This window comes from Nitrincola nitratireducens, from assembly GCF_000585235.1.
Lineage (GTDB): Bacteria > Pseudomonadota > Gammaproteobacteria > Pseudomonadales > Balneatricaceae > Nitrincola > Nitrincola alkalisediminis.
The window spans coordinates 1-21,767 of record NZ_AONB01000023.1 but is presented as its reverse complement, the minus strand read 5'-3'; the positions used below and the strand labels follow the sequence as shown (position 1 = coordinate 21,767).

Genomic DNA, 21,767 nt, shown 5'->3' with positions numbered 1-21,767 from the left:
ACTTATAATGAAAACACTCTTACCAACTTCAACAGCAGGCAGCTTACCGAAACCCTCTTGGCTGGCGCAACCTGAAACACTTTGGTCACCCTGGAAATTACAGGGTGAAGAACTCATTGATGGCAAACAGGATGCGTTACGTCTGTCGTTGCAAGAGCAACTGCAAGCAGGTGTTGATATTGTCAGTGACGGCGAACAAACCCGCCAACACTTTGTGACAACCTTTATTGAACACCTGAGCGGCGTTGATTTCGAAAACCGTCAGACGGTCCGAATCCGCAACCGCTATGATGCCAGCGTACCCACCATCGTGGGCCCGGTTTCGCGACAAAAGCCCGTGTTTGTGGAAGATGCCAAATTTTTACGTCAGCAAACCACGCAACCCATCAAATGGGCATTGCCTGGCCCCATGACCATGATCGACACCCTGTATGACGACCACTACAAAAGCCGTGAAAAGCTCGCCTGGGAGTTTGCCAAAATACTCAATCAGGAAGCGAAAGAGCTAGAGGCAGCGGGTGTGGATATCATCCAGTTTGATGAACCCGCCTTTAATGTGTTCTTTGATGATGTGAATGACTGGGGCATTGCCTGTCTGGAGAGAGCCATCGAAGGACTGAAATGCGAAACGGCCGTCCATATCTGCTACGGCTATGGCATCAAAGCCAATACAGACTGGAAAAAAACCCTGGGATCGGAGTGGCGGCAATACGAAGAAATCTTCCCGAAACTGCAACAATCCAATATCGATATTATCTCGCTCGAATGTCACAACTCACGCGTGCCCATTGAGCTACTGGAACTGATCCGGGGTAAAAAAGTGATGGTCGGCGCTATCGACGTGGCCACCGACACCATCGAAACCCCTGAAGAAGTTGCAGAAACACTGAGAAAGGCCCTGCAGTTTGTTGACGCCGACAAGCTGTATCCTTGCACGAACTGCGGCATGGCCCCCCTATCCCGCCAGGTGGCCACAGGCAAGCTCAATGCTTTGGCGGCAGGGGCACAAATTGTGCGTGATGAACTGCTGACCAGATAAGATCCACACGCTGAGGGTTACTTTAAGCCGGTAGCCCTCTGCGCAATTATCGGTGTGTGAAGGGTGTTCCCGGTTACCCGATTAGCTGTCCTGAGAGCGCAACGAATCTAATAGTGATAACGACACGAAATGATCGTAATCGCAGTATCATCCACGGCGTAGACTAATCGATTCGTATCATCTATACGCCGCGACCAAAAACCAGCCAAGTTTTCCTTTAATGGTTCAGGTTTACCAATACCTTCAAAAGGTGATCGTCTAACGTCGTTTAACAGCTTATTTATTCGTTTAAGCGTTTTTTTGTCCTGGGTTTGCCAATACAGGTAATCCGTCCAGGATTCGTCAGTCCATGACAGTAGACGACTACTCATCTATCAAATCTCTGCTCGTTACTTTACCGGCTTTAAATTGTGCAATTGAGCGATTCAAATGCTCAGCATTTGCTGGGGAGCGCAGCAGGTGCACTGTTTCCATTAGACTGTTGTAGTAATCTAGCGACATAACAACAGCATCTTCCGAATCACGGCGGGTAATCACAGCTGTATCTGCGTCATTAACGACAGAGTCTAGCACCGCTTTCAGACTATTTCTTGCTTCAGTAAAAGACACAATTCTCATAGAACCTCCACATGTACATTTTACCGGACAAGTATAACCTCAAAGCCTAACATGTACAATATAACGGACATATCCATTGTGGTAGCTAAAGCCTAAGCGCACTGGTGATGTTGACGTAACGAAGCCGCGACCAAAAGCCAGCTAAGTTTTCCTTTAATGGTTCAGATTGTAACCTGAGGGGACCATGGCTGACGCGGTAGAGCCCTCAGGTTCGTCTCAGTAGTACCGATTTTTAAAAATGGTATCGGTACTCTTGGGTCTTGCCTGCGTAGCCGTATGCGGTAGCCCGGACATCTTGAACGTAAACATAGCTCACTTCATGCAGATCTCCGAGCAATTTGCTGAACCCGTCAAATGCGGCATGGATATACTCGACCTTCTCAGCTTTGGTGTTTGTCTCATCTGTGATTTTGATATCAAAGTAGACACTTTGTTTGCCAAGTTCTGCTAGAGATACTCCACCAATGATCCAGTCGTCCGGATCAACGTAATCGATTGCGATTGACGTTACCTCCGGCTTTTTCTTGAGGATGCGGGTTGTGAGATCCATTAAGAGGCCGGAAATGGACTTTGTCATTTCCGGAGATTTTTTTGCACTTACTTTGACGTTGAGAATGGGCATAGTTGGTTTCCATTAGTTAGCTTTGCAACTATATAGATATAAAAACACTCACTTTAAGGCGGAGCGCACACCACGAACGTTGTTCACCGTATCAGCAAAAACTTCTTCTCCGATGGTGTGCTTAATTCTTGTCGTCACGACTCCACTAGCTTCATTAAGAGCCGCATGAATTTCGACCGCCGCCGCTGTCGGCTGAACGGTTTGCTCTCGACCATCCTGTTCGGAACTTATGCGCTGAATAAAGCCCTTCGCCGCCAGACCATCAAGTGCGCGTGTTGCTGTGGGTCGTGATATGGCCATGTGAACATTATACCCAGGGTGCAGAGGCTTCACAGGCTCAACAGCAGAGGCCATCACCACCAGCCGCAGGGTTCCCCCTGCGGTGAGCGCATCAAAGGGATAACAGGTCACCAGTATCAGTCCATTTGGAAAGGCGGTGGGCATCAGCCGGGTAACGGCCGAATCCACCACCTGAATCTGATCAACCTGGTATATCACAGTTCCGTTATGGTCGCTGAGCATCAACGTCTGACCTGGTTGTATATTCCTCAAGAAGCTGAAGTGGGTATCTCTGTGCCCAGTGATAATCCGTGCGGCATGGGTCATCGCCTGTGCCTGCATATTTTCACCGGGGCCAAAAGCCAGCGAGCTTCCGCTGTCTCCAGCCAGTACAATCTGATCTATATCCATATTAGGCACGCTCAGACGCGCAACCGGCCAGTGGTCAGCCCAGGGCCAGGGTTTTACTGCTGTGCCGCTGTCCAGACTTTCAGCCCAGGCATCGGCCAGCAGCCATTGCGCCAGCCGAGCTTTTGCAGGAATCCACAGGGCCGTTGAGGTGAGGATCATACCAGCAGCCACAAGGGCTGCCAGTATGAAGTTACGGATGCTGAGGGTCATGCACACCACCTTGAACCGGACTTTCTGCGACGCTCCACAATCATGAGGGAAAGTGCTGCCAGCAGTGCCGCAAGTCCTCCGGCGAGGGTCAGCTGATACCCGGTAGCGCCCTGAGCCATGCCCAGATCAAGGCCGTGGGGTTTGGCTGCAGGCACCACCAGCGTTTCGCTCTCTTCCTGTTCAGGACGGACAGGTGTTTTATCAACGGCAACCAGGCTGGTGTATGGCGTAACCAGGTGATACTTAAGACCCAGCGCAATGATTTCAGAACGGATCTGTTCTCCACTGACACCTCTAAGATACCCACGGCGCCAGTCCTGCACCGCACGCTGGGCCCAGTCTGTCATGATACCCCGGGTATTATCCGCCGGTGCCAGTGTCAGTGTTTCCTGCCATGCAGTATCACCGGTACGGCCACTGATACGGACTTCGCCTGTGCCGTTTGCCAGCTTCATCGAAACAGCCAGCGGCTCACCCGAGTAAAGGTCAGGAATTACCGATGGCATCAGGTCTTGAATCCCCTCGCCTTCGATCCGGATATCGGTCATTGCCGGTTTTTCCAGCTTGTTGAACAGCGTTTGCATGGCGCTTTCAGATTCAGACGGAGACGCAATATACGTAAAGGTGCCTCGCCCGGCGACTGCAGCCTCTTCCATAAAGTAACTGTTGGGTGCGCTTCCGATACCCACGGTGAACAGGCGGGTGTTATTGAGACGGCTGCGGATCAGATCAAACAGTTGCTGTTCGTTGGACACACTACCATCGGTGATAAACACGATCTGGCGCAATCTGGGAGTGTCATCATGGCTACGTATACCTGTCAGTGCAGCAGTCAGCGCAGGTGCCATTTCGGTACCACCGCCTGCCTGCAGTGAGTTGATATAGCTGGCGGCCTGCTGACGGCGCCGAGTATCGGCTATAACCGGCTGGTTAAAGAGCGTATCGGTTGAAGAGTTAAACTGAATCACATTAAACGTGTCATCAGATGCCAGCCCATCTATACCGGCCTGCAGCGCTCGGCGTGCGGCTACAATTGAGGTACCCGCCATGGAACCTGATGTATCAATCACAAAGATCACTTCCCGGCTGTAGCGTGCTGTGTGCAGATCCTGAGGCGGCATCAGCATCAGCAGACCATAGTGTTCATCCCCATGCTGCTCAGAGAAAAACGCAGCCGAGGGCTCGTCACTTTCCACCGGTGTCCAGTTCAAAACAAAATCACGGTACTCATCCGGTTCATCCACCAGCAGGCTGATGATGTAGCGACCCTCTTCTGTCTGTTGCTGGCTGATCTGATGTGAAGGGCTGTCCAGGGAGCTGAGTCTGAATCCAGGTTGCAGATTAAGGCTGATCTCAACAGGCCCCGGAGTATGGCTGAATGCGGTTTCGTCATGACCAGTTGAGGCCATCACTGTTTTACGCTCATCCGGCAGTACCTGCCAGCCGCTGCTCAGGCTTGCCTGTCCTTCAACCACACGGCGCACTTCTCCGGGCTGTAGCGGATTATAACGTGGGGTAATCGCCAACGGGAAACCGGCGCTGAACTGGCCATCTTTCCAGACCAGAGTCTGCTGGTACTCAATACTGATGGTGACCTCGCCACCCGGCGGAATATTGGCAACTGATGTGTGAAACAGGTTGGGACGGTCCTGCTCGGTGAGTGCGGCGTTCTGTCCCTGAGATTTTGCCTGCTCATAGGTTGCCCGGGCCTGCTCTTTTTCCTGAATATCACCCTCGATAATGCGGTCTCCTATCTGCATTTTCAGGTGATCGACGGCTGCCTCACCTGGCAGAGGGAACAGATACAGTGCCTCTGTCCAGTTATCTGTGGGGTTATGGAATACCTGGGTCACCTGAGCGCGCAGCACAGAGCCTGTAATCTCCATGGCCACACGGGTGCTGACCAGCGGCATATCCTGCTTTTTCCCCTGCTCATCACGGGATACCAGAGTACCCTGAGTAACAGCATCAGCAACCACATTCTGTGCACATCCTAGTATCAGACAGGCCAGAATCAGTGGGCGCGTTCCTTTGTGTGAAAATATACGCATGTCTCTTCTCCTCATTAAGATGAGACGAGTATCTGCTTTCTGTTTGAGGAAAATATGAAGTGAGTGTGAAGTCCTGTTTTTCTGTGAAACAAGAACACCAGATTAAACTCAGGTACAGGTGGCACGCACCCTAGTGGTAGGGTCTACAGCTTTACACTAGCTGATCTGCCAGAGATAATGTGAGCATATGCACCACTTATGGACCGGCGTTTTGACAGAGGGAACACCATGGCGGTACTGATTGTTGAGGATGAGCCCTCTATTGCTGACACCATACGCTATGCGCTGGAAACCGAGCGCATGGATAACATCTGGGTCACCACCGGACAGCAGGCTCTGGATGCACTCAGCGAGGGTAATATAGAGCTGGTTCTGCTGGATATCGGCCTTCCCGATATGAGTGGATTTGATGTCTGTCGGGTCATCAGACAGACATCCTCGGTGCCGGTGGTGTTTCTGACCTCCCGCCATGAAGAGATCGACCAGGTGCTGGGTCTTGAACTGGGCGCTGATGATTACATCACCAAACCCTTCAGTCCCCGGGTGCTCACGGCCCGTATCCGTGCCCGCCTGCGCCAGCCTCCGGAAGCGGCAAGTATCACCCCTGCCGGTTTCAGTCACGATGCAGATGGCGCCAGAATCACGCTGAATGGTGTCTTGCTGGATCTGAGCCGCTATGAATACCGCCTGCTACTGTTACTGATGAGCCATCCCGGCAGAATCTATTCCCGTGAGCAGTTAATGCAACAGGTGTGGGAAGAGCCTGAACGCAGCTTCGACCGCACTGTCGATACACACATCAAAACCCTCAGGCGCAAAATCCGTGACATCAGCGAAAACTGTGACCCGCTCAAAACCCGCCGTGGTCTTGGCTACAGCTTTGAGGCGGACGCATGAGCCTGAGATTACGCCTGATTCTGGTGTTTCTGTTTTCAGTGCTGACAGGCCTTGGCAGTGTGGTTTACTGGGTACTCGATGAGCTGGAGCCCCGTTATCAGGAAGCTCAGGAGGAGATTCTGGTCGATATATCAGAAATGATGGCCACTCTGATCGCCAACGAAGGCGTCAGCTTCAGCGAAAGCGGTGACACCGTGATCGACACACATCTGGCTGAACGGCTCTTTGCAGGGCTGGCCGGCAGGCCGCTAAACGCACAGATTTATGATCTGCTTAAAACCGAAGTTGATCTGAGAATGTATATCACCGATGTCAGAGGCACCGTAATTTTTGATTCTCATTACACCGATACTGGCCGCGACTATTCCCAGTGGCGCGATGTCTATCTGACTCTGCGCGGTCATTATGGTGCCCGCAGCAGCGACGATGTACCCGGCCAGAGTGATACCAAACGGCTCTATGCCGCAAGCCCGGTGCTGTATCGCGGTGATATTATCGGTGTGGTGTCCACCGGAAAGCCCACCCACAACATCAACCGCTTTATCAGCCAACTGAGCACCAACCTGCTCTGGATTTCACTGGTCGCTGCACTGGCAACGCTGTTGACCGGTCTGGTGATCACCCTCTGGATTACACGGCCCCTGCTCCGCCTTGAACAGTATGCCAAAGGGGTTTCCAGAGGCGAACGCCCCGCTCTGCCTGCGCTTGGTCATAATGAAGTTGGGCGTGTAGGTAAAGCGCTTGAAAACATGAAAGCCGCACTGGATGGCAAATCCTATGTGACAGATTATGTGCAGAGCCTGACGCACGAACTGAAAGCCCCGATCGCTGGCATCCGTGGTGCAGCAGAGCTGTTACAGGAACCCATGTCCGATGCACGGCGCAATCAGTTTCTCAATAATATTATTGAGCAAGGTTCAAGGATGCAGGAGCTGATCGAGCGCTTGCTGAAACTGGCCGCCATTGAATATCAGAGCAGCCTGGAACGACACGACAAAGTCGTACTGAAAGAGCTGATCACAGCAGTCTGCCGGAGCCTTGAAGACTATGCCAGCCAGCACAGAGTCAGCCTTGAATACAGCTGTGACCCTTCCCTGTCCATCACCGGCGACAGTACACTGCTGCAGGATGCACTGAGCAACCTGATCCGGAACGCCATAGAGTTCTCACCGCCTGAGTCAGCTGTACTGATCGGCGCCATACAAAGCGATGGTTCTGTTTACATCAGCGTAAAAGATTCCGGGCCTGGGGTGCCGCCTTTTGCCGAAGAAAAACTGACCCAGCGCTTTTTCTGTCTGCCCCGGACAGATGGCAGCAAAGGCAGTGGGCTGGGTCTGAGTTTTGTTCATGAAATCATGCAATTGCATAACGGAAAGCTGAATTACCACCGTGAAACGGAACCACCAGCCACTGTGTTTTCACTGACACTGCCAGTTGAGTGATGAAATACACATGTTCTCATTGCCCTGGTAATAAGATTTACCCTCTTCAGTGATCTCATATCTGACCGCAGGAACCATCTCCTGAGTCTTCTACTAGGCTTGCAGTGGGAATGAATGTAAGGGTTTTTCCTGCACATTATCCGCCTGTAAGTTTCACAAATAGATCGCGTGAAGAGCGGATGGTTATGTAGCTGTAGCAAGATGGGCATAGAGCCGAAGAAGGCAGCGACAGGCGTACTTGTTCCAGATCGTTCAAGCACTGTAGATTCGGTAGCCGTTCCTGCCCTGTTGCTTGATTTCGTACATTGCAGAATCGGCTTTCTCCAGTAGCGTTCCCAATTCACGACCATGTTTTGGATAAAGACTAATTCCTATGCTAATACCGAGATCGAAGCTGTGATTTCCCACTGTAATGGGTGTATTGAATTGCCTAAGCATTTTTTCGGCCACATCAACAGCCTGGTTTTCTTGTTCCAGCTGAGTGGTGATAACGACGAATTCATCCCCACCGATACGAACGCATATGTCTGTATTGCGCACACACCCTTGCAGCCGCTGGGCAACTTCTTTAAGCACCCCATCGCCTACTTTGTGTCCTGCTGTGTCATTTATCGGTTTAAACTTATCAAGGTCAATATAGCAAACCGCCAGAGACTGATGAGCCGACTGGCCAGCAACAGTACCTTATCGAAGATTACATCCATATAGCGTTTATTATTGAGCCCTGTCAACGGATCTCGATAAGCCAAATCGAGCGCCTCGGCCTCCGACTCCAACAAACGCTGGTGGAACAAGCTAAAAACCGCGGCAAGCAGGGCCAAATATTGCAGCACCAACAAGATTGTACCAAAAGCAAATGCGTACACATGCCATGGGGGATACAACAGTCGAGAAACTGGAACATAAGCCAGCCAATGCAGCAGTAGCAATGCGGTAGCGGTCAGAATAGCAAAGCGAATGGCCGGATGTAGGCTTAATTTACTGCGGACAACCATACCCCATACAACGGCGAGAGCTAACGCATTAAAAAAGCAAATACCCAAAGTATGTAGCGAAGGAATAGATACCAGCAGTGGCTGAGCCATGGCCCATAGCACTGCCACAGTGCTCACACCAACTACCCAGTAACGAACCAATGGGACACTAAAAAATTTAGACACACCTACGACCAGTGCCAACTTTTCAATTAATACGAGAACTACATACAATACTGAACTGGAGTACGAAACATTAAACAGCGTGAATGCCACTATCGACAGTCGAGCTGTTGCTGCGGAGAGTACAGCCAAGGCTCACCAACCAGAACCGGGGTTGGTTCTTGGTACCTTGCTGGCCCAAAAGAAAAGTATAAAAAGCAGTATATATAAAAGTGCCTGTAATGTGGATGAGATCAGCCAGTCCGGCGGAGTATGTAGTCATGCCACAGCACCTCTCACTTTTGGCGGTCGAAGTCCAAAAAAAGGAAGACCAAACTTATCCAGTTTACAGACGAAAGCTTAGACCCTCACAGCGCCCGTGGCAAAAAATTATTGGCTAACATCGTGTTACTCCCATCCCACCTTAATCCGCAGCCGACAGATCTCCCCGATACGCATCCCGGTCGCGTAGGAGAGCGCAATGGCCGACTGCTGCTTGAGGTGGGTGCACTGCCGGATAATGGCATGCACCTCATCCGGGTACAGCAGATCCGGGATCTTCTGCTCCTGTTTCGGGTAGGGCACATGCAGCGGGCTGAGCGGTTTGCCCAATACCTTGCTGAACAGGAAACGCACCGCAAACACGGCCTGCGGACAACTGGCACGGGACCAGTGACGATCACGAATGACGTGCAGCAGGTATTCCTGCACATCACTCTCCGAGAGCCGGTCTGGAGAGCGATGAAAGTATCGCGCCAGTTCGGTCAGTTGATACAGATAGGCCTAGCAGGTCTTGTCGGAAAGCCCGCGCATGGCCATGTAGTTGATCACTTGTTGACGTAAGGGTGTCATGGCTTAAACCTCCTGACTGTGAGAGGAGATTTAAGTGTGGTCAAAGGCAGGAAGCCCCTTCATCGAATCACTGCGTGCCGAAATCCGCGTGCGAGGCTACAGCCTGCGCACTGAAAAAACCTATACTTTCTGGATCAAGCGCTTCATCCATGTTTCATGGCAAACGCCATCCTCGCAACATGGGGGCCAGGAGAGATAAAGGGATTTAACTGAACGCCAGACACGCTACCGCCCGGCCGGTGCTCCATCACAGCAAGTCGGTACTTCTCAGTTGTCTGATCGAAATTACCCTATCTTTCTTGTGGGCGCAATGTGCAAATGGGCTTGGGATAAGTGCATATGAGAGGCAGAGAGCGCATTTTCAAGTGAGCTTTCGCGCCCCTTCTGCCCCACCCCTATCGCTTGAAGATGAAACTGACCTGTCTGAGGCACGACATCATAGGCAGGTGTAAGGCGGTAATGGTGATCTGATATGTTTTTCAGCAGCCCATGATTGCACAGGTGATGATCCGAATTGCCCACCAGGATATTAAAAACCATCCTGCGGAACATGCTCAGAAGTCATTATCATACTCTTTTCGGCTCTGCCGGATTCTGCGTGGCAGATCAAAGTTCAATGCGACCAGATCCTGTTCCATTCTGCGGATGGTGACGCGTGATAATCCTGTGCGCGCCTGAACCTCTGCCTGCGTCCAGCGACAGCTCTTGCGTGCAATCAGCAGATGTTCGCCTAACTGCTGCAATGCAAATTCAGCCGGGGATAACAGACTTTTCATAGAATGAATACCATAGTGTTCCTTATAGCGCTTAAAGGAAACTACAGTATTCATTTTGGCATGATGCAAATGCGCGCTTAAACTTAAGACAGCGCCTCTCTGACTGCCCGGGCCGCATGAATCGCGGTGGTGTCATACAGGGGGGTTGTTGTATCCGATGGGCTGACCAGCAATGCAATTTCAGTACAGCCGAGGATGACGGCCTGCGCACCGCGCTGCTGAAGTGAGGCGATAATCTCGAGATAACGTGAGCGCGAGCTGGACTCGATCTTGCCCAGACACAATTCGGAGTAGATGATGCGATGCACATCATCACGTTCAGACTCATCCGGAACCAGCACCTCGATACCGAAATGATCTTCCAGTCGGGAGCGGTAAAAGGGCTGTTCCATCGTGAAGCGTGTGCCCAGTAGCCCAACCCGCTGAATCCCATCCTGCCTGAGCACTTCGGCGGTGGCATCGGCAATATGCAGTATCGGGATATCGATAGCCGCCTGGATCTGATCGGCAACCTTGTGCATCGTGTTGGTACAGATCAGCAGAAAGTCAGCGCCTCCTGCCTCAACCGAGCGCGCTGCTTCACTCAGAATTCGTCCGGTTTCATCCCACTCACCACGATGCTGCAGTGCTTCGATCTCAGCAAAATCGACGCTGTGAAGCACCACCTTGGCTGAGTGCAGGCCACCCAGCGCCTGTTTGACGCCCTGGTTGATTGCCTGATAGTAACTGACGGTAGATTCCCAGCTCATGCCGCCCAATAAACCGATCGTTTTCATTGTCTCTCCATGTTTTTTATATAAGCAGAGTCAGTCAGCTTTACGCCGGATACCAATCACTCTGCCCGCCTTGTCCGGTCGTGGTAGATTCTGGTGTGCTGCAAACAGCTGATCAACCTGCTGCTGAACCCCTGGCGGGAAAGGTGCTGCTCGACGCTCTGCCATGCCGACATGCATCGTGATCACCTCATTCGTGGCGGCCAGCCAGCCGTCAGTGGCGTGGATCATCTGATGGAAAAAGTGCAGGCGCTTGCTGTCAGCATCCAGCAGTTGCGTATAGATCAGATAGGGCTCGTCGCACTGCAACTCACGGTCATAGGTGACATGCATCTCGAGCGCAAAGGATGATCCACCCTCTCGTGCCGGATACTCTGCATCCATCCCCAAATGTGCCAGCAGCGCATCAGTGGCGTGATCAAATGCCAGTACATAATACGCCACATTCATATGCTGGTTATAATCGATCCACTCGGGCAGTACTTTGCCCTCACCCAGTAAGAGAAGCTGCTCAGACATGTTTCAGAATCCTCAAAAAAATCTGTATTCATAGATCGAATCATAACCCGGAGTGGAATACAATTCGCCACCAGCAGTTATGTCTGTCGCCAAACAGACTCCAGAGCCTACCTCCAGTTGCCTATAGAAGGCCTCTTTTCCGATGCGCAGGGTTTTGCTGCTATCTTGCTGGCCAGCGCCCAGGTTTCATTACAGCATTTCAATGATGCCTTGTGGGTAAACCGGTGTCTCACGACTCTTGATGTGCTTTAAGTCATACCAGCGAGCTTCAAACCTGTGGCCACTTGTCTCAATCCCGGGCAAGACATGTTTTTGATAAATATCACTGTCCTTAAATCTTGCCTCATATATAAAAACGATTTCATGGCCTTCCTGACCATTAAACATAAAGAGGTTTTCAATAACGCCAAGCAGTTTTAATTGATCGACTTCCTCACCTAGCTCCTCTTTGACTTCTCGGATAGCCGCATCCCTGGATTTTTCACCAAAGTCAATGCCACCCCCGATAGGCGATAGATACCTCTCGTTCTTTGCAGGGTCAAAGCTTTCGGCAAGCAATACCTTCCCTTGGCTGCGAAATACGCATACAGATTTAGCTCTTATGTTTTTCATTTTTTAGAATAGATGTATCTGCTTAACCTCTTCGACAAGAATTAGTGCGCCAGCCGACAAGAGGAAAATCCAGCTTCTGGAACATAATGAGACCCGATGCCGAACAAGCCCGGTATCGACGAGTTCACGTGTCATTATTCTAGACTCTAGGGGAAATATCATGACAGAACACATTTGCACTTCCAGTTGTACTCACGGCATCAGCGCTGAAAGCAAGAAAGATGTTACCGAAGAGTTTGATACGGCAAGGCGTTCATTTATACGGAATGCCTTTGTTGGTGGCGGCGCTGTATCGCTTGGAGCAATGGGCGTAAGCATGTCTCCGATGAGCTATGCGTCTACAGGCACATCATCGAACACTGTGGACGCTGACGCGCCGGGGCCGATGCATTACTACATACCCGCCACACCCGAAACGGTTCTTTGGGGCTACTTTAGCAAGATTGCCAAACCCGTAGTGGAAATTGAATCCGGCGATTTTGTTACCATAGAGACGCTGACCCATCATGCCAATGATGATGCCGAACGCATGGTAAAAGGTGACCCTGGCGCCGAAAGCATTTTTCACTGGGATGCCCAGCGCAAAGGGGTTGATCGGCGCGGAGCAGGTCCTATGGATGCCGCAATTGGGGCTGGCGGTGGGGCAGGTGTGCATATTTGCACAGGGCCTGTTCGTATCCAGGGCGCTCAGCCAGGCGATATTCTTGAAGTCCGTATCGCGGATGTGGCCCCAAGACCCAGCGGCAACCCTGATTTCAAAGGCAAAAGCTTTGGCAGTAATGCAGCAGCTTGGTGGGGATTTCACTATGGCGATATGCTGACCGAGCCGAAAAAGCGTGAAGTCGTCACCATTTATGAGGTCGATGCCAGAGGGGAACGCAATTGGGCCAAAGCTGTATATAACTACCGGTGGACACCGCAAACCGATCCATTTGGAGTGGTTCATCCCACCATCGACTATCCCGGTGTACCCGTGGATCACCGCACGATCAGCAAACGAGACAATATTCTACGTGATATTCGCATTCCTATCCGACCACACTTTGGCACGATTGGCGTCGCACCGGCAGAAGCCGATATAGTGAACTCCATTCCGCCAAGTTATACCGGTGGTAATATCGATAACTGGCGCATCGGTAAGGGGGCAAAGCTCTATTTCCCCGTGGCCGTGGAAGGTGCCATGTTCTCCGTGGGTGACCCTCATGCCTCTCAGGGTGACTCGGAACTCTGCGGCACGGCTATTGAGTGCTCATTAACCGGTACTTTTCAGTTTATCTTGCATAAAAAAGCAGATTTGCTAGGAACCGCTCTGGCAGAGCTAAACTACCCCTTACTGGAAACTCAAGATGACTGGGTGTTGCACGGATTTAGCTATGCTAATTATCTAGCCGAGCTTGGACCTAATGCCCAAGAAGACATCTACAGTAAGTCATCGGTTGATAAGGCCCTGCGGGATGCCTATAGAAAGATGCGTCACTTTTTAATGACGACTCAGCAGCTCGACGAAGATGAAGCTATCTCACTGATGTCAGTGGCCGTCGACTTTGGTATTACCCAAGTGGTTGATGGCAACTGGGGCGTACATGCGATACTGAAAAAGTCGATGTTTCCGGCACGCGGCAGAAGCTGACCCTTCTGGCACAACAGTTGCGAGATAAAAAACTCACTCATTAAGGATCGAAAGATTGCTGTGACTGACCTAAAACGTTTTTCTGCCAGTGCCATACCAGCAGAGCTACGCCAATGGGCCTGGAATGACATACTCGCCAGGCTCGGCTTATCTAGCGATGCTACACGCCCAGACACAACCCATGACAGTGGCTATATAGCCCTGTCAGTGTCGGCACGCAACTCGGTATTTGTGCATCTTACGGCAGCACCGCAAACCCTAACAGCCCTTGCAAGCCAATCGGCTCCTCCTTCATCAAGCACCGTATTAGTGCTTGCACTGCTCGATGGCACTGCACAGGTGCTAGATGCCGACCAAAAAGTTCAGTTACGTTCAGGCGATATTATGCTGCTTGATCCTAACCAACCTTGGCACCTAACACTGCAAACCCATTTTAGAACGATGCTAATCAAGCTGGAGTCCTCCAGCTTTCTGCTCAGATTAGTCCGCACAGGACGGCAAGAAGCAAATCGGATCAGTACACAACAAGGTATAGGTACGTTATGCCTAAATATGCTGCAATCCTTGACAGATCAATTGGCTCATCTGGATCGCAACGAATTACCCGCCCTTGAAACAACACTGGCCGAACTACTCGTCGCCTGTCTATCACATAAACACTCAGATGCATTGGATGATACCACCGATGTGCAATTGGCACATTTACGTAGAGTATGTCGATCAGTTGATTCTTACTTGGATGACCCAGAACTGAATATTGAACAAATCGCAGCACAAGAAGGTTTGTCTGTCAGGTATTTACAAAAGCTGTTCAAAAACAGTGGTACCACCTTCAGTGAATACCTGAAAAGCAGACGGATACAGCATTGCTGCATTGACTTGGCTAACCCAACATTGGCGCAATTCAGCATTGCACAGTTGTGCTACCGATGGGGGTTTAATGATGCTGCAAACTTTAGCCGCACCTTTTCACAGATCATGGGCATGTCACCGAAAAATTATCGTGCAGCTCCACCTCAGGATCTTCAGGTCCAACTACAACGTGGCTGTCCGCAAACCAAACCTTCAACTCGATCCGCATACGCCCAGCCTCAAAATATTCCACTGGACAATGCCATTATGCAGCAGCGTAAGCCTTTTCAGGAGGTTCTGGATGATCATGCACGCTATGTGCTTTCTCTAAAACTGGCACCCAAACGTCTTCCCGTTATGGAGAACACGCCCCCTACTCAATCCAATACACATACACCTCGGCAATACTACCTGCCCGCATCAGATAAAACGGTTCACTGGGGCTATTTCAGTAATGAAATAAAACCGGTTCTCAACATCCGATCCGGTGATATTGTCACCATTGAAACCTTGTCCCAACATGCCACCGATGACAGTGACCGGATGATTGATGGCGACCCTGGTGCTCAGAGTGTTTTTCACTGGACACGCACGAAAAAGAACGTTGATCGACGTGGAGCTGGCCCAATGGATGCATCAATCTTTGGACGAGGGGCTGGAGAAGGGTTTGGCGTGCACATTTGCACGGGCCCCATCTATGTGACAGATGCAGAACCCGGTGATGTCCTAGAGGTTCGCATCTTAGACATTCAACCTCGCCTCAGCTGTAACCCATTATACTTAGGAAAACATTTTGGCAGTAATGCCGCTACTTGGTGGGGTTTTCAATACGACGACCTACTGACTACACCCAAAAAACGTGAAGTCGTGACCCTGTACGAAGTCCACCAGCACAGCCATCCACCTCACGCTAAGGCAATTTATAATTTTCGGTGGACACCCCAGACCGACCCCTATGGCATAGAACACCCGACAATCGATTACCCAGGCGTGCCCGTTGACCATACCAGCATTAATAAACAGTTTGGTATTCTCGAAAACGCAACGATTCCGGTCAGACCCCATTTTGGTGTTATGGCCGTTGCCCCGCGTGAATCCGGTATAGTCGATTCCATTCCACCCAGCTATTTTGGCGGCAATATGGATAACTGGCGTGCTGGAAAAGGCACTCAACTTTTCCTACCTGTCGCTGTTCCAGGTGCGTTGTTTTCAGTTGGTGATCCTCACGCATCACAAGGTGATTCAGAACTCTGCGGCACCGCAATCGAATGCTCGTTAACCGGTATTTTTCAGTTAGTACTGCATAAAAAGCAAAACCTAAGCGGCAGTTTTATGGAGGACCTTAGCCACCCGTTTCTGGAAACACCGGATGAATGGGTATTGCAAGGCATGAGCTTTTCCGATTATCAGGCAGAGCTGGGACCTAATGCTCAAACACAGGTATATAAAAATTCATCGCTGGAAGCGGCCATGCGCGACGCCTTTAGAAAAGCGCGTCATTACTTGATGAAAGAACACAAACTCAGTGAAGATGAAGCCATATCACTGATTTCCGTCGCTGTCGACTTTGGCATTACGCAAGTAGTCGATGGCAATTTGGGAGTTCATGCAATTATCCGAAAAGCGATTTTTCCGGACTATAAGCGTTAGGAGCAAGCGCGATGGCGATGGCGATAAATTGTTAAAATTAACACCCTTTAACAACAGCGCGAGCACAATCAGCGCTCGCTTGCCTAACCTCTTCCATATCGGGATGCGTCTTTAAATATGTCATCCACGACGAATCTATGACCTTCACTTCATCTTCAATCCAACGCTTGAACGCCATCACCTTTTGATACTTAAAATGAGGGGCAGGTGCGACAAGGTAAAAGTCATACTGGGACTTCATATAAATGGGCAGCGGGCAAATAAGCTGCCCTTTTTCAATTTGTTCATACACCAAACTATAACGCATCATCGCCAACCCTTGGCGGGACAACAACGCCTCCATCAAAGAGGTCGAATCCTCCACATGCAAATGCGACTTCATCGGCATATCGTAAAGATCTAAAAATCGCTGCAACACAGGCCACACATGTTGAACATCCGGCCCTGTATCGGTAATGATTGGAATATTGAGTAACTGCGCCCTAATTGGCTCGTCAATGTGAATCATTGATGGATGACACACCAATACCAAATACTCTCTGAATAACAACTGCGAAGTCAGCCCCGCATACTCGCCTCGACCTAAACGAATACATAAGTCCAAATCACTGTCTGCAAAAGTTGATAAATCAATGCTTGGGCTCAACCGAAGATTAATCTCCGGCTCCTGAGCTTGAAAACCACCCAAACGCGACACCAGCCAACGGTTGGAAAACGACGGTACCGTACTGATTACCAAGGTATTGGGACTTGGGTCTTCCATGATCCCTTTGACCCCTTCTTCCAACAAGCCGAACGCCTTCTCAACATACTCAAATAAATACTGCCCTTCTGCAGTCAGTACCACTTGGCGGGTGTGCCGTTCAAACAAGTCCACCCCCAAGGCCTGCTCCAAGGTTTTAATCTGCTGACTCACCGCCGCCTGCGTGACAAAAAGAGACTCCGCCGCCCTTTTAAAGCTAAACGTCTGGGCTGCATAACGAAACGCTTGTAAGGATTTAAGCGGTGGTAAAGCACGACCAGAAGACATAGACGGCCTCTTTATAAATAAGATTTTCTTAACTATAAGCCATTATTTCTCGTTTGTCGCACAGCATTGAATAGCTGATCATGTATCTAAAGAAGACGATCACTAAAGGCGGTCAGGTCTAGATCCCTTAACGATAAAAGCACTGACTCCTCCAAATACACTATAGCCATTAAGGGATTTTACTCCGTAATCAAGCAAACTAACAAAAGGAGAAACACCATGAAAGCATGCACATCAGACGAAATGAGCATCATCAAAAGCAGCCACTTGGATACACACAACAGCTGCAAATCAACATTAGAAAATCTAAACGAAAAACCATGGAAAGCGATCTTCAAAAAAATCATCCGTAACTCACGTACCAGACGTAAACTCAGACAGTTAGATAAAACGCAACTGGAAGACATAGGACTAACCGCCGCCGACGTAGAGCAGGAAGTCAACAAACCGCTATGGAAGTGATTATGAACTGTAAATGAGGGTGCTTCTGCTGTCCGAGTCTATTTACCTTCTTTATTGCTACAAGCACCCCCTTAAGGAGCTAATGGTAAAGTCTCAGCAAACGACCGAAGGAAATGCCCTTGAGCAGTTTGCTGTAAGCCTGTCACGCACAAGACTAACAGATAATGAAAAGTTCATTCCTTAAACTTGCTCCAAACTTTGTTAAATACTTCATTTCCTAGAATTACTGTAACATAACCAGATCTGAGTTCAGAAAGACGCCGTTTCGCTTCCATTGACCATTGTTTGTCTATCTCAGATTCTGGATGATTTAGATTACGCAACAGTGAACCCACAACCAAGGCACTTTCTTCAACCGGAAGTGACACTGCTTCATCTATTAATTGCTTTGAGTTCATGTCTCCACCTCTGCTTGTGGTCAGGTGTATTTAGCCGAACTTTGCCAGATTCACTAGACAAAAAAAGAGAGGCTACGCCTCTCTTTTTACTTAACCCTATTCAAAACGAATAGTTAAATACGCTCGATGATCGTTGAGATGCCCTGCCCCATGCCGATACACATGGTTGCTAATCCAAACTGACCTTGTTTTGCTTCCAGTACATTCAATAGCGTTGTACTGATGCGCGTACCTGAACATCCGAGCGGATGGCCTAAGGCAATCGCACCGCCATTCAGGTTTACTTTATCATCCATCTTATCCAACAGCTTAAGATTTTTGAGTACGGCCAAGCCTTGCGCAGCAAATGCCTCGTTCAGTTCGACATAATCAATATCATCAATTGTTAAACCAGCCGTTTTCAAAGCTTTTTGAGTTGCAGGTACTGGACCAAAGCCCATGATTGAAGGATCACAGCCAGCAACCGCAAGGCTGACGATCCGCGCTCTTGGTGTCAAACCCAGTGCCTCGGCTTTCGCAGCCGACATCATTAACATAGCAGACGCACCATCTGAGTAAGCAGACGAGGTTCCTGCAGTCACTGTGCCGACCTTGGGTACAAACACAGGCTTCAGTTGACCCAGTGTTTCGACTGTGGTTTCTGGACGAATAACTTCGTCATAAGTCAGTAAGGACTTAAAACCTTTTTCATCGTGCCTTCAACGGGGATAATTTCTTTATCGAAACGCCCCTGCAAACGTGCTTCATAGGCTAAACGGTGCGAGCGAGCGCCCATCTCGTCTTGCATCTGGCGAGAAATGCCGTTCATTTTACCGAGCATTTCAGCCGTCACGCCCATCAGCATTGCTGCTTTTGCCACATGCTTTGACGCTTCTGGGTTGATATCGACACCGTGGGTCATGTCGACATGCCCCATGTGCTCAACACCACCCACTAAATAGACATCACCGACACCAGCCATGATAGAAGCCGCAGCCGTGTGCATGGCCGCCATGGACGAGCCGCATAGACGGTTAACGGTTTGAGCGGCAACCGTGTGGGGAATACCCGCAATCACCGCCGCATTACGGCCGATGTTAAAACCTTGCTCTAGGGTTTGGTTAACACAGCCCCAGATAATATCGTCGATATCCGCAGGGTTCAGACCTGGGTTTCGTGCCAAAATGCCCTGCATAACGGCTGCAGATAAAGACTCTGCACGCACATTACGGAAGGAGCCGCCTCTGGAGCGTCCCATTGGCGTACGAACCGCATCCACAATTACTGCATCATTGGGTTTTAAATTCATGATCCTTCCTCCATTACTTGCCAAAATAGGTTTCGCCGTTAGCGGCCATCTGCTTCATTTTCTCGGTCGGTTGATACAACGCACCGAGATCTGCATAGGGAGCGGCCATGTCTACGAAGGCCTGCAAACCCATTTCATCCAAGTAATGCAAAGCACCACCACGGAATGGAGGGAAACCTATTCCATATATTAAGCCCATATCGGCTTCTGCTGGGGTCGCGACGATCCCATCTTCCAAGCAACGAACCGTCTCGATGCACAAGGGGATCATCATACGGGCAATGATCTCGTCTTCACTAAATTCGCGTGAGGCTCCAACCACACCCTCCAATAATGCAGGCACTTCATCATCCAGCACTTTCACTTGCTTACCACGACGGTCTAGCTCGTAACGGTAAAAGCCTTTGTTGTTCTTTTGACCAAAACGTTGCAGTTGGTAAAGACGATCGATCGCATTTTCACCTTCGTGCCCCATACGGTCTGGGAAGCCTTGAGCCATCACACTGTCGGCATGATGCCCTGTGTCGATGCCTACAACATCAAGTAAATAGGCAGGTCCCATTGGCCAGCCGAAACGTTCCATGACCTTGTCGACCTGCACAAAATCTGCGCCATCACGAAGGAGTAAACTAAAGCCTGCAAAATACGGGAACAAGACACGATTCACCAAAAAGCCTGGGCAGTCATTGACGACAATCGGTGTCTTACCCATGGCTTTGGCATAGGCCACTGTCCGTGCGATGGCGACTTCAGAGGATTTCTCGCCACGAATGACTTCGACCAACGGCATTCTGTGCACCGGATTAAAAAAGTGCATCCCACAGAAGTTTTCAGGACGCTCTAAGGATTTGGCCAATTCAGTGATTGAGATGGTTGAAGTATTAGACGTCAGAATGGTGTCGGGTGATACTGCTTTTTCAACATCGGCTAAAACACTGGCTTTAACCTTGGCATTTTCGACCACTGCCTCGACAACCAGATCAACACGATCAAAGTCACCATAGCTCAGCGTCGGTGTAATTTGAGTCAACACCTTCGCCATTTGCTGGGCATCCATTTTGCCACGCTTAATCTGTCCATTCAGAAGCTTCGTCGCTTCATCCAGTCCAAGCTGCAAGGCCTTGTCATTAATATCCTTCATCAGGATCGGAACACCTTTAGAGGCCGACTGATACGCAACGCCCCCGCCCATAATTCCTGCACCCAGCACCGCGGTTTTTTTTACAGGTGCGGCATCTTTTTCGTATTGCTTACTGACCTTTTTGATGTACTGATCTTTTAAGAACAAACCGACCAATGCACGTGTGACACTATTGGTTGCCAGTTTCGCAAAGCCTTTCGCTTCGACTTGAATGGCCTTATCGCGGGTCATATTGGCACTTTTCTGAATCGCGCCTAATGCCGCTAAAGGAGCGGGATAATGCGGACCTGCTTTGCCACCAATAAAGCCCTTCGCAGACTCAAACGCCATCATTTGCTCAATTGCATTGAGCTTGATCGCGGTGGTTTTTTCAGTACGACGCGCTTGATAGTCAAACACGCCTTCGGCTGCTTTAGCCAAAAGATCCAATGCAGCCTCACGCACAGCATCTTGAGCAACGACGGCATCAACGGCACCGTCTTTTAAGGCGGCATCGGCACGCTTATCAGACCCACCACAAATCCACTCATTGGCGTTATCGACACCAATCAAGCGTGGAAGGCGCACGGTTCCACCCCAACCTGGGTAAATACCAAGCTTAACTTCCGGTAGACCTACTTTCGCTGCCTGCCCCATCACACGGAAATCGGTGGATAAACACAGTTCAAAACCACCACCAAACGCAACACCATTGATTGCCGTCACCGTTGGGAATGGCAAGTCCTCAATCGTGTTGAAGATTTCATGTAAAGACAGCAAATGCTCAACAATGGCCTCTTCACTTTGATCAAACATTTGGCTGAATTCAGTAATATCGGCCCCGACAATAAAGCAGTCTTTTGCACTGCTGAACAACGCCCCTTTCACGTCAGTCATCTGTGATAGCTGGGTGACGACGTCACGTAGCTCAGCTAGGGTCATTTGGTTGAGTTTATTAACACTGTCACCTTGCAAGTCAAATGTGACCTCAACAAAGCCACCTTCAATCTCACTTGCGCGTATTGCTTTACCTTGAAAAATCATTCGCACTCTCCTGTCTTTGAGATCTGTTTAAAGACTTGCTTCTAACTCGGGAACGG

The 21,767-nt window shown here is 50.0% G+C and carries 23 protein-coding genes and 1 pseudogene; 7 read left to right on the top strand and 17 right to left on the bottom strand.

Going from position 1 to position 21,767, the window contains the following annotated elements:
* Nucleotides 1–7 precede the first annotated feature (7 nt).
* Nucleotides 8–1,039: a methionine synthase gene (locus D791_RS15995; protein WP_036513784.1), complete on the top strand. Its 1,032-nt coding sequence runs from the start codon at nt 8–10 to the stop codon at nt 1,037–1,039.
* 107 nt (nt 1,040–1,146) lie between these two features.
* Here the strand turns inward: D791_RS15995 and D791_RS15990 are convergent, their stop codons facing one another.
* The 5 genes from D791_RS15990 to D791_RS15970 form a co-directional block, all read right to left on the bottom strand.
* Complete coding sequence (locus D791_RS15990) at nt 1,147–1,410, bottom strand: Txe/YoeB family addiction module toxin (protein WP_036513782.1); 264 nt, start codon at nt 1,408–1,410, stop codon at nt 1,147–1,149.
* Nucleotides 1,403–1,657, bottom strand: a complete 255-nt coding sequence (locus D791_RS15985; protein WP_036513780.1) for a type II toxin-antitoxin system Phd/YefM family antitoxin — start codon at nt 1,655–1,657, stop codon at nt 1,403–1,405. The genes D791_RS15990 and D791_RS15985 overlap by 8 nt, the downstream gene beginning before the upstream one ends.
* A gap of 232 nt (nt 1,658–1,889) precedes the next feature.
* A complete protein-coding gene (locus D791_RS15980) occupies nt 1,890–2,279 on the bottom strand; it encodes a tautomerase family protein (protein ID WP_036513778.1) in 390 nt (129 codons plus the stop codon).
* Nucleotides 2,280–2,327: 48 nt separating this feature from the next.
* Nucleotides 2,328–3,179: a class GN sortase gene (locus D791_RS20100; protein WP_157682410.1), complete on the bottom strand. Its 852-nt coding sequence runs from the start codon at nt 3,177–3,179 to the stop codon at nt 2,328–2,330.
* Nucleotides 3,176–5,230, bottom strand: coding sequence for a marine proteobacterial sortase target protein (locus tag D791_RS15970; protein WP_051514622.1), 2,055 nt, complete (start codon nt 5,228–5,230; stop codon nt 3,176–3,178). Before D791_RS15970 ends, D791_RS20100 begins: the two co-directional genes overlap by 4 nt.
* Nucleotides 5,231–5,458: 228 nt before the next feature.
* On the opposite strand from D791_RS15970, the gene creB reads away from it, so the two are divergent.
* A complete protein-coding gene (gene creB, locus D791_RS15965) occupies nt 5,459–6,127 on the top strand; it encodes a two-component system response regulator CreB (RefSeq protein WP_036513775.1) in 669 nt (222 codons plus the stop codon).
* Nucleotides 6,124–7,569: a two-component system sensor histidine kinase CreC gene (gene creC / locus D791_RS15960; RefSeq protein ID WP_051514621.1), complete on the top strand. Its 1,446-nt coding sequence runs from the start codon at nt 6,124–6,126 to the stop codon at nt 7,567–7,569. Before creB ends, creC begins: the two co-directional genes overlap by 4 nt.
* Before the next feature lie 252 nt (nt 7,570–7,821).
* Here creC and D791_RS19275 read toward each other — a convergent pair whose 3' ends face one another.
* The 3 genes from D791_RS19275 to D791_RS19810 all read right to left on the bottom strand — a co-directional run bounded on the left by D791_RS19275 (nt 7,822) and on the right by D791_RS19810 (nt 9,464).
* A complete protein-coding gene (locus tag D791_RS19275; protein ID WP_237748687.1) occupies nt 7,822–8,181 on the bottom strand; it encodes a diguanylate cyclase domain-containing protein in 360 nt (119 codons plus the stop codon).
* Nucleotides 8,178–8,858: a GGDEF domain-containing protein gene (locus D791_RS19270; protein ID WP_051514619.1), complete on the bottom strand. Its 681-nt coding sequence runs from the start codon at nt 8,856–8,858 to the stop codon at nt 8,178–8,180. The genes D791_RS19275 and D791_RS19270 overlap by 4 nt, the downstream gene beginning before the upstream one ends.
* A 255-nt stretch (nt 8,859–9,113) precedes the next feature.
* Complete coding sequence (locus D791_RS19810; protein WP_237748686.1) at nt 9,114–9,464, bottom strand: phage integrase N-terminal SAM-like domain-containing protein; 351 nt, start codon at nt 9,462–9,464, stop codon at nt 9,114–9,116.
* A 127-nt stretch (nt 9,465–9,591) separates the two neighbouring features.
* Between D791_RS19810 and D791_RS21190 the strand changes: the two genes are divergently transcribed.
* Complete coding sequence (locus tag D791_RS21190; RefSeq protein WP_337588681.1) at nt 9,592–9,756, top strand: phage integrase N-terminal SAM-like domain-containing protein; 165 nt, start codon at nt 9,592–9,594, stop codon at nt 9,754–9,756.
* An 86-nt stretch (nt 9,757–9,842) separates the two neighbouring features.
* Here D791_RS21190 and D791_RS19265 read toward each other — a convergent pair whose 3' ends face one another.
* From D791_RS19265 to D791_RS15925, 5 genes are all read right to left on the bottom strand, one after another.
* On the bottom strand, nt 9,843–10,109 hold the full coding sequence (locus D791_RS19265) for a HipA domain-containing protein (protein WP_081763917.1): 267 nt from the start codon (nt 10,107–10,109) through the stop codon (nt 9,843–9,845).
* A gap of 2 nt (nt 10,110–10,111) precedes the next feature.
* Nucleotides 10,112–10,333: a helix-turn-helix domain-containing protein gene (locus D791_RS15940; protein WP_036513771.1), complete on the bottom strand. Its 222-nt coding sequence runs from the start codon at nt 10,331–10,333 to the stop codon at nt 10,112–10,114.
* An 83-nt stretch (nt 10,334–10,416) separates the two neighbouring features.
* A complete protein-coding gene (locus D791_RS15935; protein WP_036513768.1) occupies nt 10,417–11,109 on the bottom strand; it encodes an aspartate/glutamate racemase family protein in 693 nt (230 codons plus the stop codon).
* A gap of 30 nt (nt 11,110–11,139) precedes the next feature.
* Nucleotides 11,140–11,625: a thioesterase family protein gene (locus D791_RS15930; protein WP_036513766.1), complete on the bottom strand. Its 486-nt coding sequence runs from the start codon at nt 11,623–11,625 to the stop codon at nt 11,140–11,142.
* Between the two features lie 189 nt (nt 11,626–11,814).
* The gene (locus D791_RS15925) at nt 11,815–12,237 is read right to left on the bottom strand and encodes an NUDIX hydrolase (RefSeq protein ID WP_036513763.1); all 423 of its coding nucleotides are present in this window, start codon (nt 12,235–12,237) and stop codon (nt 11,815–11,817) included.
* Between the two features lie 160 nt (nt 12,238–12,397).
* Between D791_RS15925 and D791_RS15920 the strand changes: the two genes are divergently transcribed.
* The gene (locus D791_RS15920) at nt 12,398–13,867 is read left to right on the top strand and encodes an acetamidase/formamidase family protein (RefSeq protein WP_036513761.1); all 1,470 of its coding nucleotides are present in this window, start codon (nt 12,398–12,400) and stop codon (nt 13,865–13,867) included.
* A 60-nt stretch (nt 13,868–13,927) separates the two neighbouring features.
* Nucleotides 13,928–16,369, top strand: a complete 2,442-nt coding sequence (locus D791_RS15915; protein WP_036513759.1) for an acetamidase/formamidase family protein — start codon at nt 13,928–13,930, stop codon at nt 16,367–16,369.
* A 37-nt stretch (nt 16,370–16,406) separates the two neighbouring features.
* Here D791_RS15915 and D791_RS15910 read toward each other — a convergent pair whose 3' ends face one another.
* Nucleotides 16,407–17,399 (bottom strand): LysR substrate-binding domain-containing protein, encoded by a 993-nt coding sequence (locus D791_RS15910; RefSeq protein ID WP_036513757.1) that lies wholly within the window; start codon nt 17,397–17,399, stop codon nt 16,407–16,409.
* Nucleotides 17,400–17,618: 219 nt separating this feature from the next.
* On the opposite strand from D791_RS15910, the gene D791_RS15905 reads away from it, so the two are divergent.
* The gene (locus D791_RS15905; RefSeq protein WP_036513755.1) at nt 17,619–17,861 is read left to right on the top strand and encodes a DUF1127 domain-containing protein; all 243 of its coding nucleotides are present in this window, start codon (nt 17,619–17,621) and stop codon (nt 17,859–17,861) included.
* A 173-nt stretch (nt 17,862–18,034) separates the two neighbouring features.
* Here D791_RS15905 and D791_RS15900 read toward each other — a convergent pair whose 3' ends face one another.
* From D791_RS15900 to fadB, 3 genes and pseudogenes are all read right to left on the bottom strand, one after another.
* The gene (locus D791_RS15900) at nt 18,035–18,259 is read right to left on the bottom strand and encodes an addiction module protein (protein ID WP_036513753.1); all 225 of its coding nucleotides are present in this window, start codon (nt 18,257–18,259) and stop codon (nt 18,035–18,037) included.
* Between the two features lie 113 nt (nt 18,260–18,372).
* Nucleotides 18,373–19,547, bottom strand: a pseudogene (fadA, locus tag D791_RS15895) (acetyl-CoA C-acyltransferase FadA).
* Nucleotides 19,548–19,560: 13 nt separating this feature from the next.
* Nucleotides 19,561–21,711 (bottom strand): fatty acid oxidation complex subunit alpha FadB, encoded by a 2,151-nt coding sequence (gene fadB / locus D791_RS15890; RefSeq protein WP_036513751.1) that lies wholly within the window; start codon nt 21,709–21,711, stop codon nt 19,561–19,563.
* Between the last annotated feature and the right edge of the window lie 56 nt (nt 21,712–21,767).